The sequence below is a fragment of the Caballeronia sp. PC1 genome (assembly GCF_021353155.1).
In the GTDB taxonomy this organism is placed as follows: Bacteria; Pseudomonadota; Gammaproteobacteria; order Burkholderiales; family Burkholderiaceae; genus Caballeronia; species Caballeronia cordobensis.
The window spans coordinates 1,206,506-1,219,669 of record NZ_JAJUBH010000002.1 but is presented as its reverse complement, the minus strand read 5'-3'; the positions used below and the strand labels follow the sequence as shown (position 1 = coordinate 1,219,669).

The following is a 13,164-nucleotide window of genomic DNA, read 5'->3' as shown; positions in this document are numbered from 1 at the left end:
GGAAGCCGGTAAACTCATGAACGTGGCGCCCACCTTTCCCGGAACTTACCGACATGAAACAGGCACTCCACCATCTGACGGTCGCGACAGGCTCGCGCGGCCTGCACGAAGTCACGCCCGACATCGATCACTGGATCGATCTTCAGAATATCCGCACCGGCCTGCTCACCCTCTTTTGCCGGCATACGTCGGCCTCCCTGCTGATCCAGGAGAACGCCGATCCCGACGTGCGCGCCGATTTGGAGCGCTACTTCGAATCGGTCGCGCCAGAAGCGCCCGGTCGATACGTGCACGACACCGAAGGCCCCGACGACATGCCCGCGCATCTGCGCACCGCGCTGACGACCGTCCAGCTATCGATTCCGGTCGAGGCGGGCCGGATGGTGCTCGGTACGTGGCAAGGCATTTACGTCTTCGAGCATCGGACGGCGCCGCATCACCGCGAACTCGTCTTGCATCTGATCGGCGAGTGACCTAATATACGCACCGCGTATATTTTCGGAGCGGTGACGATGACCCAGCAGCAGACCCTTCTTCGGGACGCGATGCGGCGTCTGAACATGACGCGCGATTCGTTCGCGTCGCGCATCGGCGTGTCACGCCGCGCGCTCGACACCTGGCTGCTGCCGGACGAGTCGCCCGAGTCGCGCGCCATGCCGGAAATCGCGGGCCGCTACGTCGGCGAAATTCTGTCGGGCATGCCGGAGAACGGTGGATATACGCAAAGCGCATATTCCGCTATCGACTTCGAAGGCCGGCCGCAGTTGCTCTCCATCGACCAGTTTTCGCGCGAATCGGCCGAGGCGCTGTTCCGCACGGCCGACATGATGCAGCCGATCGCCCGGCGCAAGAAGATCACGCGCGTGCTCGAAGGCGCCGTGCTCGCCAACCTCTTCTTCGAAGCCAGCACGCGCACCCGCGTGAGTTTCGGCGCGGCCTTCGCGCGGCTCGGCGGATCGGTGTGCGACACGACGGGCTTCACGTTTTCGTCGATGGCGAAGGGCGAATCGATCTACGACACGAGCCGCGTGATCAGCGGATACGCCGACGCGATCGTCGTACGGCATCCGGAGCAAGGCTCGGTCGCCGAGTTCGCGCGCGCGACCAACATTCCCGTGATCAACGCCGGCGACGGCCCCGGCGAGCATCCGAGCCAGGCGTTGCTCGACCTCTACACGATCCAGCGCGAGTTTTCGCGTCTCGGGAAGATCGTCGACGGCGCGCATATCGCGATGGTCGGCGATCTCAAGTACGGGCGCACCGTGCATTCCCTCGCCAAGCTGCTTTCGCTCTACAAGGGGCTCAAGTTCACGCTCGTGTCGCCGCGCTCGCTGGAGATGCCGGCGCATATCGTCGAGCGGATCGCGCGCGGCGATCACGTGATCGAACAAACGAGCGACTTGCGCGCGGGCCTCGCGGGCGCGGACGTGGTCTATGCCACGCGCATTCAGAAAGAGCGTTTCGCCGACGAGTCGATCGAAGGTTACACGCCGGATTTCCAGATCAATCAGGCGCTCGTGGACGACGTGTGCGGCCGCGACACGCTCATCATGCATCCCCTGCCGCGCGACAGCCGCCCCGGCGCGAACGATCTCGCAACCGATCTGAATCACGACTCGCGGCTCGCGATCTTCCGCCAGACCGACAACGGTATCGCGGTGCGCATGGCGATTTTCGCGGTGCTGCTGGGCGTCGAGCATCAGGTGCAGCATTCGATGCGCGACGCGGCGTGGAAATCGCCTGCATCGATCGGCCCGGACGATGCCGTCTTCCACGGCTTCGATTGATACGTTTTTTACACGCCGCGCCCGTTTCTTGGCGTGTCATTGATGAAAGCCGGCCTATGCTTCTACTCAAGGAAAACGTGATGGAGCAACGGCCATGGACATGTCGCTCGCGTGGGCTGCCAGCCGCAGAAAATTACAGGATGAAGGTTTCAGTGCATGCCAGCGCGTGCGCATTCTGGCCGTCGCGCATTTCGCCGACGGCGAGGCATCTAGGGAACGCATACGCGCGCTGTTTCATTCACCCCTCGGCATCTATGTGAGTCAGGCGCAGCGTGAAGGCTGCGACCTGCAGCTCGAATTCGATACGGCCAGCGAAGATCTCGCGTTCACGCTGCGCACATTGAAACGCGTGCTGCCCGAAGCGCGCGTGGAAGGCATTTCGCCGCGCGTGTTTGCGCACCGGCTGCCTGCGCGCGACGCGGGGTGACAGCTCATGCCGCGGCGGGAGGTTCGGTGCCGTTAGGATTTTCGAGAATCCAGACGGAATAGGGTTTCAGCTCCTTGAACTCCTCGTCGCTGAGTTCCCACGTGTCAGGGTCCAGCGCAATGCCGCGGTTGATCGCCTCTTCCTCCTCGTCGGTTGGAAGAATGAGTCCGTTAAATGTTTGATGTTCCATACTTGCGTATTTCCCTTTTGTTTGCGCGGCGCAGGCTGATGATGCGCAACGCGTTGTGTCTCCGCGTGAGGACCACGCAGAACGTGCGGCCGCGAAGCGGTACATACGCCACTTCGCGAACCTCTCTATAATCGCGACGTTTGTCGATTTTCAACACGACGTCATTCCAGACGATCTCTTTCGCAAGATCGAGCGACACGCCATGCTGAAGACGATTGATCGCGTCCTTCAACGGGTCAAACGTAATGTCGAAGAGCATTCATTGTGGTTCCCAGAAGATGAAGTGACAAGGCGCGAAATTCCGAAATGCATGGATTTGATGCGCATTCCGAAGCAATCGCGTCACTTCATTCTTCTGGAAGCGTCACGGCTTTTCTATAGACCGATCGGCCAGCGAGCACGTGTGATCCTGAAGCTCTTCCGACGAAGCCCAGTTGCCCGGCTGCACATGATCGTTGAGCAGGATGAACACAGGCGCGCCGTCGCCGCGGGTCGCGCCCGCGAGCAATAGCGTCTGCTCGCCCATGGTCTGGCCGCGGCTCGCCGCGTAGGGCGCGAGCAGCTTGAAGGGATCGGTATGCGTGAGGTCGGCATCGTCGATGCGCATTGCGCTGTAGACGTGACCGCGCAATCGCACCGGCAGCGGCGCCCAGTCCGTGCCGATCGTCGGTCCCAATTCGCGAAGCGTCTGCGCGACGTCGTGCGCGAGGCAATCGATATGAATGTGAAACTGATTCTGCGTGCGCCCGCTCGCGGAATTGATGGCCAGCGACACTTCATCGCGCGGCAAGGTGCGACGCAGCGCGCGGTTCACGTAGCCGCGCGCGTTCCAGGCATCGCGAAAATAGTTGGGCGCATTCGGCTCCAGCAATTCCGGGCTTTCGATGCCGCTCACGCGCGCGGTCGGAATCAGCAGATATTGCGCGATGCCGACGAGATCCTTCAGCACCGCATAGCCGCCCGCGAGATTCACGTCCGCGCATTTCTGCTGCACGCGCGCCCCTTCGGCGGCGGGCTCGCAATAGTCATGGACGATCTCCCACAACGCATTCGGATTGGCCGCGCAGGCGAGCGGCAGAAAAAGCGCGGCGAGCGCCGGGAGGAAGCGGAGTTTTTTCGAGGTTTTCATCGGCATGATCCGGCGATGCAAAAGGCTTGAGCCTGCCGGATTATGCTTGCAAGCGCGTGAAAGCGCCGGAACGCGGCACAGCCCTGCGCCGCACCGCGCGCAAGGCCATGCCACCCGGCACAATCAGGCCGTTTCCGCGCGATTCACCGGATGCGGTTCCTTCAGCTTGTTCGCAACGCGCGCCGCCTCGAAGTACGACGCGTTCGGCGGACGCTTCAGATATTGCCCCGCGCCGCGCTCCGCACGCAGATCGCCGTTGGCCCACGCGTGCGCGCCGCGCGTGAGCGTGTGCGTTGCGACGCCCTGCACCGTCATGCCTTCGAACACGTTGAAATCCACTTTTTGATGATGCGTCTTCACGGAAATCGTGCGCGTCGCGTTCGGGTCCCACACGACGAGATCCGCGTCCGCGCCCACCTGAACCGCGCCTTTTCGCGGATAGAGATTGAAGATCTGCGCGGCGTTCGTCGATGTCACGCGCACGAACTCGTTCGGCGTGAGACGTCCCATGTTCACGCCGTGATGCCACAGCACCGCCATGCGGTCTTCCACGCCGCCGCAGCCGTTCGGGATTCGGGTGAAGTCCTCGCGGCCCATGGCTTTCTGCGACGCACAGAACACGCAATGATCGGTGGCGGTCGTATGCAATTGCCCTGATTGCAGACCGCGCCACAACGCCTCGCGATGCTCGCTCGTGCGAAACGGCGGGCTCATCACATGCGCGGCGGCGCGCGTCCAGTCGGGATCGCGATAGACCGATTCATCGATCACGAGATGGCCCGGCAGCACTTCGCCGAACACGCGCAACCCGTCGTTGCGTGCTTTCGCGATGACATCGACGGCATCTTTCGCCGACACATGCACGATGTAGAGCGGCACGCCGAGCACCTGCGCGATGCGGATCGCGCGATTGGCCGCCTCGCCTTCCACTTCGGGCGGACGCGACAGCGGATGCGCCTCCGGTCCCGTGAAGCCTTTGGCCAGCAATTGCTTCTGCAACTGAAAGACGAGTTCGCCGTTTTCCGCGTGCACGGTCGGCAGCGCGCCGAGTTCGAGCGAGCGCGTGAAGCTGTTCACGAGCACTTCGTCGTCGGCCATGATGGCGTTCTTGTAGGCCATGAAGTGTTTGAAGCTCGACACGCCGTGTTCGTGGACGAGCAGGCCCATGTCGCGATGCACGGAGTCGTCCCACCACGTCACCGCGACGTGAAAGCCGTAATCCGCCGAGGCCTTTTCCGCCCAGCCGCGCCATTCCTTGAAGGCGTCCATCAGGGGTTGCTTCGGGCTCGGGATCACGAAGTCGATGATGCTCGTCGTGCCGCCCGACAGGCCCGCTGCCGTGCCGGTGTAGAAGTCGTCGCTGGCGGTGGTGCCCATGAAGGGCAGTTCCATATGCGTATGCGGATCGATGCCGCCGGGCATGATGTATTGGCCGCCGGCGTCGATGGTTTTTGTGTTTGGGTCGGGTTTTAGGTCCTGGGCGATGGCCAGGATGGTGCCGCCTTCCTGGGGCTCTGCGCAGAGGACGTCGGCGCGGTAGGTGCGGTCTGCGTCGATGATGGTGCCACCGCGGATTAGTGTGGGCATTTTTTGGTTCCTCCTGTTTGGGTTCTGCTTGCGCTTGCTTTTCGTTTGCTTGTGCTTGTGCTTGCGTGAAATCCTGCTTTCTTGTCGGTCTATTGGCTCTGCCCCTCCCCGGGGCGGGGGTAACTTTCTTTGCTGCTGCAAAGAAAGTCACCAAAGAAAGCAGCTCTCTCACCGCCCGCGGTCACACGCACGTTGGCTACTCTTCTCCTCCACGATGGCACTCGCCTAAGTGTCGCCCTCGAAGGACCCATCGGGCTTGGATCGCGCACGGTCCGTCACATCGCGCCACTTAATTTCTTGGTACAGCCATTTCAAGTTCCAGCCCGCTTCGCGGCCGATGGGTTAATCGGGTATGCGTGGGTTTCCCTTGCATACCCGGCGGCAGCGCGTAGCGCTGTGCCGAAGCTATTTCGTGCTGAACCAGCGCCCCTTGCGTATTAGCTCGTCAGACCGTGCGCGATCCAAGCCCGGTACGGCAACAAGAACACTCGCTACTCCGGGTTCCATTCAGCCAATCGCCTGTGCCGCGGCCGGCGTGAAGTGCTTAGGCTGGGGAAAGCTGCTTTCTTTGCCTACTTTCTTTGCAGCAGCAAAGAAAGTAGGTGCCGCCCCGCACAGGGGCAGTGCTAATAAACCACCGCGAATACGGGATCCGGCGACAGTCAAAACCTCAAGCACTCAACACCCCCGCTCTAGAACTCCCCCGCAGCTTCATCCAAGACCCATAAACCACAGCCGCAATCACAAGCCCGACAAACCACGCATACGTATAGATCGCATTAAAAACCGCCGGCACCCCCGAAAACGAACCCGGAAACGCCGTATGCAAGAACCCCGGCAAGTTCGGCAACACGCCAGCCAGCAAAGCAACGACAGCCGCAACATTCCATCCATTGCTATACGAATACTCGCCGTCCTCGGCAAAAAGCTCCCGATGATCGAGCCGCGTGCCGCGAATAAAAAAGTAATCCACCATCATGATTCCCGCGACCGGCCCAAGCAGCGCCGAATACCCGACGAGCCACGTAAAGATATAACCCTGCGTCGTCGCGAGAATCTTCCACGGCATCATGACGATAGCGATCGTCGCCGTGATCATGCCGCCCGCGCGATAAGAAATCCCCTTCGGCCAAAGGCTCGAAAAATCATAAGCAGGCCCGACGAGATTGGCCGCAAGATTGCAGCACATCGTGTCGAGCGTCAGAATCAGCAACGCAATGCCCACGCCGATGCCCGTCATGCGGCTAGTGAGATCGATCGGGTCCCAGATCGCCTTGCCATAGATCACCACCGTCGCTGAAGTCACGACGACCGAGATCACGGAAAGCAAAGCCATCGGCACAGGCAAGCCGATCGACTGGCCGATCATCTGGTCGCGCTGCGAACGTGCAAAGCGCGTGAAGTCGGGAATGTTGAGCGCGAGCGTCGCCCAGAAACCGACCATCGCGGTGAGACCCGGCCAGAACGTCGCCCAGAAAAGGCCCTCCTTCTTGCCGCCCGCCACGAACTGCGACGGCGCCGACAGCATCGAGCCGAGGCCGCCCGCTTTCGTCGTCGCCCACCAGACGAGCGCGACGCACATCACGACCTTGATCGGCGCGGACCAGCTTTCGAGCCAGCGGATCGAATCCGTGCCGTGCCAGATGAAGTACAACTGCAAGGCCCAGAACAGCAGAAAGCACGCAAGCTGCCCCACCGATATGTCGATGAACGGCAGCGCCGCGCCGTGCAACGCATTGCCGGTGAGGATATTCAGGAGCGTATAGATCGCGCTGCCGCCCAGCCACGTCTGAATGCCGTACCAGCCGCACGCGACGATCGCGCGCAGCAACGCCGGCAGCTTCGCGCCCTGCGTGCCGAACGACGATCGAACCAGCACCGCATACGGAATGCCATGCTTCGCGCCCGCATGACCGATCAGAAGCATCGGCACGAGCACGATCACGTTGCCGAGCAGAACCGTCATCACCGCCTGCCACGGCGACATGCCCTGATCGGTGAGGCCCGCGGCCAGCATGTACGACGCGATGTTCATCACCATGCCGACCCACAGCGCCGCGAAGTGATACCACTTCCACGTGCGCTGCGCGGGACCGGTCGGCGCGAGATCGTCGTTATACAGGCTGCTGGACTCGACATCGTGCGCTGTCTGCTTCATGGATTGCACTCCGGTTGAGTAAGCAATTTATGCGGCCTTCGCGGGCTCTTCTGCATCGACGCGCGCGGGATTGTTCGGATGCGTCGTCCAGTTCGCGTACTCGCCCGCATCGACGCGTTCCATCGTGATGCATTGCTCGACCGGGCACACATGCATGCACAGATTGCAGCCGACGCATTCGGCATCCACCACTTCGAAATGACGCTTGCCTTCCTTCTCTTTCAGGATCGCCTGATGCGACGTGTCCTCGCACGCGATATGGCAGAGCCCGCACTTGATGCACTTGTCCTGATCGATGCGCGCCTTGATGTCGTACTTGAGATTGAGGTTCTTCCAGTCCGTGACGTTCGCCACGGCGCGGCCGCGAATGGCGTCGAGCGTCGCATAGCCTTTTTCGTCCATCCAGTTCGACAGGCCATCGGCGAGATCGGACACGATGCGAAAGCCGTAGTGCATCGCCGCCGTGCACACCTGTACGCTGCCCGCGCCGAGCACCATGAACTCGGCGGCGTCGCGCCATGACGATATGCCGCCGATGCCCGATATCGGCAAGTTCGGCGTCTCCGGATCGCGCGCGATTTCAGCAACCATGTTGAGCGCGATCGGCTTCACGGCAGGGCCGCAATAGCCGCCGTGCGTGCCCTTGCCGTCGACGGTCGGCATCGGCGCCATCTGATCGAGATCGACCGCGACAATCGAGTTGATCGTGTTGATGAGCGACACGCCGTCCGCGCCGCCCTTGAACGCGGCGCGCGAGCCCATGCGGATATCGCTGATATTCGGCGTCAGCTTCACGAGGCACGGCAGCTTCGTGCCTTCCTTCACCCAGCGCGTGACCATCTCGACATACTCGGGCACCTGTCCCACGGCCGCGCCCATGCCGCGCTCGCTCATGCCGTGCGGACAGCCGAAGTTCAGTTCGACGGCGTCCGCGCCCGTGTCTTCCACCTGGCGGAGAATCCACTTCCAGTCGTGCTCGTTGCACGGCACCATCAGCGAGACGATCAGCGCGCGATCGGGCCAGTCGCGCTTGACCTGTTCGATTTCGCGCAGGTTCACGTCGAGCGGACGATCGGTGATCAGCTCGATGTTGTTCAGCCCCGCCATACGCTGCCCGTTCCACTGCACCGCGCCGTAACGCGAGCTCACGTTGACGACGTGCGGATCGAGCCCAAGCGTCTTCCACACCACGCCGCCCCAGCCCGCCTCGAATGCGCGGTTGACGTTGTACGCTTTGTCGGTCGGCGGCGCGGACGCGAGCCAGAAAGGATTCGGCGAGGTAATGCCGGCGATGTTGCAAGTCAGATCGGCCATGTCGTTTATCTCCTTTTGACGTCAGGCGGCTTTGATCGCAGTGAGCTCGAACGACGCGTCGATGGACGCCGCCGCGAGCTTGCCGTCCTGCACGGCCTGCACGGTGAGATCGAGTCCTTCATGCGTCGCGCAATCGCCGCCGGCCCACACTTTCGCAAGCGTCGTCTGACGGTTCTCATCGGTGACGATACGTCCGCCATCGAGCGTCAATAGCGCCTTGTCGATGCCGACCGGCACGAGCGTCTGACCGATGGCCTTCAGCACCATGTCCGCGTCGGTCACGAAGCGCTCGCCGTTGCGTTCGAACTCGACGCCCGTGACGTGTCCTTCATCGCCGATCAAACGCACAGGCTTCGCATGCGTGACAATCGTCACGCCCTGGGTCTGCGCGAACTCGCGCTCGGCCCACGTCGCGCTCATGTCTTCGACGCCCCGCCGATACGCCATCGTCACGCTCGCAGCGCCCAGCTTGGCGGCCTGCACGCACGCATCGACAGCGGTGTTGCCGCCGCCGATCACGACGACGCGGCGCCCGACCGGCACGCTCGCGAGATCATCGGCCTGGCGCACGCGTTCGATGAAATCGACCGCGTTCATCACGCCATCGAGCAATTCGCCCTGGAGCGCCAGTTCGCGCACGCCCGCAAGTCCGAACGCGATGAACACCGCGTCGTATTGCTTGCGCAACTCGTCGAGCGTGAAGTCGCGGCCCAGCGACTGATTCGCCCTGATCTCGATGCCGCCAATCGAGTAAAGCCATTCGATCTCGCGCTGCGCGTAGTCCTCCACCGTCTTGTATGCCGCGATGCCGTATTCGTTGAGGCCGCCCGGCTTCGCGCGCGCATCGAGGATCACCGCGCCATGTCCGGCCAACGCAAGCCGATACGCGCACGCCAGCCCCGCCGGTCCCGCGCCGACGATCGCAACGCGCCTGCCCGTTTCCGGCGCGCGTTTGAACAAGGGCTCGCGTTTCGCCATCGCCGCGTCGGTTGCATGACGTTGCAATGCGCCGATCTTCACGGCTTCATCGCCGGGATGATTGCGCACGCAACTTCCTTCGCAAAGAATCTCGGTCGGACACACGCGCGCGCACATGCCGCCGAGCGGATTCGCCGAGAGAATATCGACGGCCGCGCCCTTCAGATTGCCGTGGCCGATCTTGCGGATGAACGCGGGGATATCGATTTGCGTCGGACAGGCCTGCACGCAGGGCGCGTCGTAGCAGTAGTGACAACGGCTCGCGGCGGCAGCGGCGGCGGTGGCGTCGAGCAGAGGCGCGACGTCCGAGAATTCGCACGCGAGCTGCTCCTGCGTCAGGCGATGGCTCGCGATATCGCCGATTGCTTTCATGGTCATGCGCGTTCCTTTTTTTCAGGCGTGGGGGTGCCTTTCGTCCGCGCGTGGAAACGCGGACGGCGGGAATACGACAGAGGAAAATACCGCTTATGAAGCCGGTTCCGACGCGCGCTCCAGCATCGCGTGCAAGAGCACGTTCGCGCCCGCTTCGATCCACGCTTCGGTGGCGTCTTCGATTTCGTTATGACTGATGCCGTCGACGCAGGGCACGAACACCATCGACGTCGGCGCGACCTGCGCGAGATAGCACGCGTCGTGGCCCGCGCCCGACACCATGTCGCGATGCGAATAGCCGAAACGCCCGGCCGCCGCGCGCACGGACTGCACGCACGCCGAATCGAACTTCACGGGCTCGTAGTAGAAGATCTGTTCGAGCTCGGTCGAAAGCCCGATCTCGCCCGCGATGCGCGCGACGCCTTCGCGCAGCGCGGCGTCCATGCGCGCGAGCACGGCATCGTCGGGATGACGGAAATCGACGGTGAAGAACACGCGCCCCGGAATCACGTTGCGCGAGTTCGGATGCACCTGCATCATGCCGACCGTCGCGCAGGCGAGCGGCGCATGATCGAGGCCGATGCGGTTCACGAGATCGACGACGCGCGACGCGCCCAGCAGCGCATCCTTGCGGCGCGGCATGGGCGTGGGGCCCGCGTGCGCTTCCTGGCCGGTCAGCGTGATCTCGTACCAGCGCTGGCCCTGCGCATCGGTGACAACGCCGATGGTCTTGTCCTCGGCCTCGAGAATCGGCCCTTGCTCGATGTGCAATTCGAACGCCGCATGCAGCTTGCGCCCGCCGCACGGCACGTCGCCCGCATAGCCGATGCGCTCGAGTTCCTCGCCGATCGTTTTTCCATCGACGTCCTTGCGCGAGAGGCCGTAGTCGAGCGAGAACACGCCCGCGAACACGCCGGATGCGACCATCGCGGGCGCGAATCGCGAGCCTTCCTCGTTGGTCCAGATGACGACTTCGACCGGATGCTCCGTCTCGATGCCGCGGTCGTTGAGCGTGCGGATCACTTCGAGTCCGCCGAGCACGCCGTAGATGCCGTCGAAGCGCCCGCCCGTCGGCTGCGAATCCGCGTGTGAGCCGGTCATCACGGGAAGCGCGTCGGGATTGCGGCCCGCGCGGCGCATGAACACGTTGCCCATCTGATCGACGCTCACCGTGCAGCCCGCTTCCTTCGCCCAGCCGACGATGAGATCGCGGCCTTCCCTGTCGAGATCCGTGAGCGCGAGGCGGCAGACGCCGCCCTTCGGCGTCGCGCCGATTTTCGCCATCGTCATGAGGCTGTCCCATAGACGCCGGCCATTCACTCTGATGGACGTATCGAGACCCGCCTCTCTGATTGCATCCGTTACCACGTTCATGCGCCTCGCTCCTTACGATCGGACTTCGTATGTGAGTGACTTCGTTTCGTGCATGCCGGGCGCTGGCGGTGCAAGTCCGCGCGCGCACGGTGCATGAATTCTGTTATGCGATGAATGATGCGAACGACGCGCTTCTTCTTCGATGCGAGCGCTTTTCAAATCCTGTCCAGTTGGACAGGTTGTAGCCGATTAAAATAAGCAAATCAACGTCTTTCGTGTGCGGGCAAACACGAAACGGACCAAGCGATTAACGTGCCATTGCAATGCAGCATCGGCCGGTGCTGGATTCGGCGGCTTTTACGTCGCGATGCAGCGCCGCGTGCATCGACGGCGCGATTCAGGCACGATGCGGCTCACATGCACAAGAATTCGACGATGAGACACGACGACGACGCCGGCGGCATCACCGAAAACGGGAACGCGCCGCCCTTGCGAAGGCGCAAGGCGCAGATTCGCGAGAGCAACGAAGCGCAGCTTCTGGCGTGCGCCGAGGAGGTGTTCGCGGAAAAAGGACTGGAAGGCGCGAGCACCGCGATGATCGCGGAACGCGCCGGCTTGCCGAAAGCCAATCTGCACTACTACTTCCCGACCAAGCTCGCGCTCTATCGCCGCGTGCTCGAAGATCTGTTCGAAGACTGGCATCGCGCCGCGGATACCTTCGAATGCAGCGACGATCCCGTCGAGGCGATCGGCGGCTATGTGCGCGCGAAAATGGCGCTGTCGCGGCGCCGGCCGCTCGGCTCGAAAGTATGGGCGAGCGAGATCATCCACGGCGCGCATCACATGCAGGACATTCTCAACGAACGTGTGAAGCCGTGGCTCGAAACGCGCGTGATCGTCATCGAAAGCTGGATCGCGCGCGGGCTGCTCGCGCCGGTCGAGCCGGATACGTTCATGTTCATGATCTGGGCGATCACGCAGCATTACGCCGATTTCGACGCGCAAATCCGCGCGCTCAAAGGCAAGCGCGCGCTGACGCGCAAGGCGTTCGATGAACAGACGGAGGAAGTCGTGCGCCTCGTGCTTCGCGCGTGCGGCGCGGTTTCGCCGCGCGTCGAAGAGAAAACGGACGCTGAATAAAAAACGCCGGCCCCTCGATAGCGGCCGGCGTTCGCTTTACTGCCTAATGCTTACTGCCTGATGCTTACTGCGGTATTGCTGTACTGCTTTCACTGCGGTATTGCCAACTGCCGTACTGCCTGCTGCTTTTCTCGCAAGTACTGCTTTCTGCTGACGTCTACTACGACCACTACCGCTGCTACCACCACTACTGCTGCTGCCTCGTCGAACTTTTCGACGAGTTCCGATCAGTTACCGAAGTAGACCGAGCCACGGCCCGACATCGGCACGCTCTTGCGAGCGCCCGAATCCGACGAACCCGCTGCCGAAGGACCGTAAGCCGAGACGCCGTTTTCGGCGTTCACACGGGCTTGCGCAGCCTGAATGTTTTGCGGATAGTTCACGCGATCTTCAGACGGGTTGTAGCCGGCCTTTTCCAGTTGAACCAGTTCAGCGCGGACTTGAGCGCGAGTCACCGGGCCGTTGCTTTGCGCGAATGCGAAAGTCGGGGCGGCCAGAGCGGTGGCAATGACGAGTGCGGGAACGAATGCCTTGATCATGATGAACCTCCAGTAGTCTTGTTTTGAAATCGATCCGGAATCGGAAGCTTTTTAAGCTGTTTCTGATTTCGTTTCGCTTGAAGACAGTTTAGGAGGGAGACGACCTAGGGGAAACCCCAATTTGCACGAAACTTAATTGTTGGATCCGCAACAATCCATTTCGCAGGATGCAGCGCTCAGCGGGTTCAATATGACGGGTAAGTTATTGATTAAGCGTAATTATTGTCAT

General features: G+C 62.1%; 13 protein-coding genes. 4 read left to right on the top strand and 9 right to left on the bottom strand.

All coding sequences use genetic code 11. From position 1 onward, the window contains the following. The first annotated feature begins 53 nt into the window (after window positions 1-53). The 3 genes from LY284_RS21590 (at window position 54) to LY284_RS21580 (ending at window position 2,214) form a co-directional block, all read left to right on the top strand. A complete protein-coding gene (locus tag LY284_RS21590; RefSeq protein WP_014251135.1) occupies window positions 54-473 on the top strand; it encodes a secondary thiamine-phosphate synthase enzyme YjbQ in 420 nt (139 codons plus the stop codon). 39 nt (window positions 474-512) lie between these two features. After that, window positions 513-1,787 carry an aspartate carbamoyltransferase gene (locus tag LY284_RS21585; RefSeq protein WP_233387931.1) on the top strand — a complete coding sequence of 425 codons (1,275 nt, stop codon included), beginning with the start codon at window positions 513-515 and terminating at the stop codon, window positions 1,785-1,787. Window positions 1,788-1,881: 94 nt separating this feature from the next. Next, window positions 1,882-2,214, top strand: coding sequence for a hypothetical protein (locus LY284_RS21580; protein ID WP_233387930.1), 333 nt, complete (start codon window positions 1,882-1,884; stop codon window positions 2,212-2,214). Between the two features lie 4 nt (window positions 2,215-2,218). Here LY284_RS21580 and LY284_RS21575 read toward each other — a convergent pair whose 3' ends face one another. From LY284_RS21575 to LY284_RS21540, 8 genes are all read right to left on the bottom strand, one after another. Next, the gene (locus LY284_RS21575; RefSeq protein WP_233387929.1) at window positions 2,219-2,404 is read right to left on the bottom strand and encodes a hypothetical protein; all 186 of its coding nucleotides are present in this window, start codon (window positions 2,402-2,404) and stop codon (window positions 2,219-2,221) included. Then, entirely contained in the window at window positions 2,385-2,663 is a 279-nt protein-coding gene (locus tag LY284_RS21570) for a BrnT family toxin (protein ID WP_053569609.1), read from the bottom strand. The genes LY284_RS21575 and LY284_RS21570 overlap by 20 nt, the downstream gene beginning before the upstream one ends. Before the next feature lie 105 nt (window positions 2,664-2,768). Continuing rightward, on the bottom strand, window positions 2,769-3,533 hold the full coding sequence (locus tag LY284_RS21565; protein WP_233387928.1) for a CDP-diacylglycerol diphosphatase: 765 nt from the start codon (window positions 3,531-3,533) through the stop codon (window positions 2,769-2,771). A 123-nt stretch (window positions 3,534-3,656) separates the two neighbouring features. Continuing rightward, the gene (hydA, locus tag LY284_RS21560; RefSeq protein ID WP_233387927.1) at window positions 3,657-5,120 is read right to left on the bottom strand and encodes a dihydropyrimidinase; all 1,464 of its coding nucleotides are present in this window, start codon (window positions 5,118-5,120) and stop codon (window positions 3,657-3,659) included. Window positions 5,121-5,790: 670 nt separating this feature from the next. Continuing rightward, the gene (locus tag LY284_RS21555; protein WP_233387926.1) at window positions 5,791-7,278 is read right to left on the bottom strand and encodes an NCS1 family nucleobase:cation symporter-1; all 1,488 of its coding nucleotides are present in this window, start codon (window positions 7,276-7,278) and stop codon (window positions 5,791-5,793) included. Window positions 7,279-7,305: 27 nt separating this feature from the next. Next, a complete protein-coding gene (preA, locus tag LY284_RS21550) occupies window positions 7,306-8,592 on the bottom strand; it encodes an NAD-dependent dihydropyrimidine dehydrogenase subunit PreA (RefSeq protein ID WP_014251143.1) in 1,287 nt (428 codons plus the stop codon). A 21-nt stretch (window positions 8,593-8,613) separates the two neighbouring features. Next, window positions 8,614-9,948, bottom strand: coding sequence for an NAD(P)-dependent oxidoreductase (locus LY284_RS21545; RefSeq protein WP_233387925.1), 1,335 nt, complete (start codon window positions 9,946-9,948; stop codon window positions 8,614-8,616). A gap of 87 nt (window positions 9,949-10,035) precedes the next feature. Beyond that, a complete protein-coding gene (locus LY284_RS21540) occupies window positions 10,036-11,316 on the bottom strand; it encodes a Zn-dependent hydrolase (protein ID WP_233387924.1) in 1,281 nt (426 codons plus the stop codon). Window positions 11,317-11,691: 375 nt separating this feature from the next. Here LY284_RS21540 and LY284_RS21535 point away from each other — a divergent pair, with 375 nt between their 5' ends. After that, entirely contained in the window at window positions 11,692-12,396 is a 705-nt protein-coding gene (locus LY284_RS21535; protein ID WP_233387923.1) for a TetR/AcrR family transcriptional regulator, read from the top strand. Window positions 12,397-12,623: 227 nt separating this feature from the next. On the opposite strand, the gene LY284_RS21530 is transcribed toward LY284_RS21535, so the two are convergent. Further along, a complete protein-coding gene (locus tag LY284_RS21530) occupies window positions 12,624-12,932 on the bottom strand; it encodes a DUF4148 domain-containing protein (RefSeq protein ID WP_014251147.1) in 309 nt (102 codons plus the stop codon). Window positions 12,933-13,164: the final 232 nt, after the last annotated feature.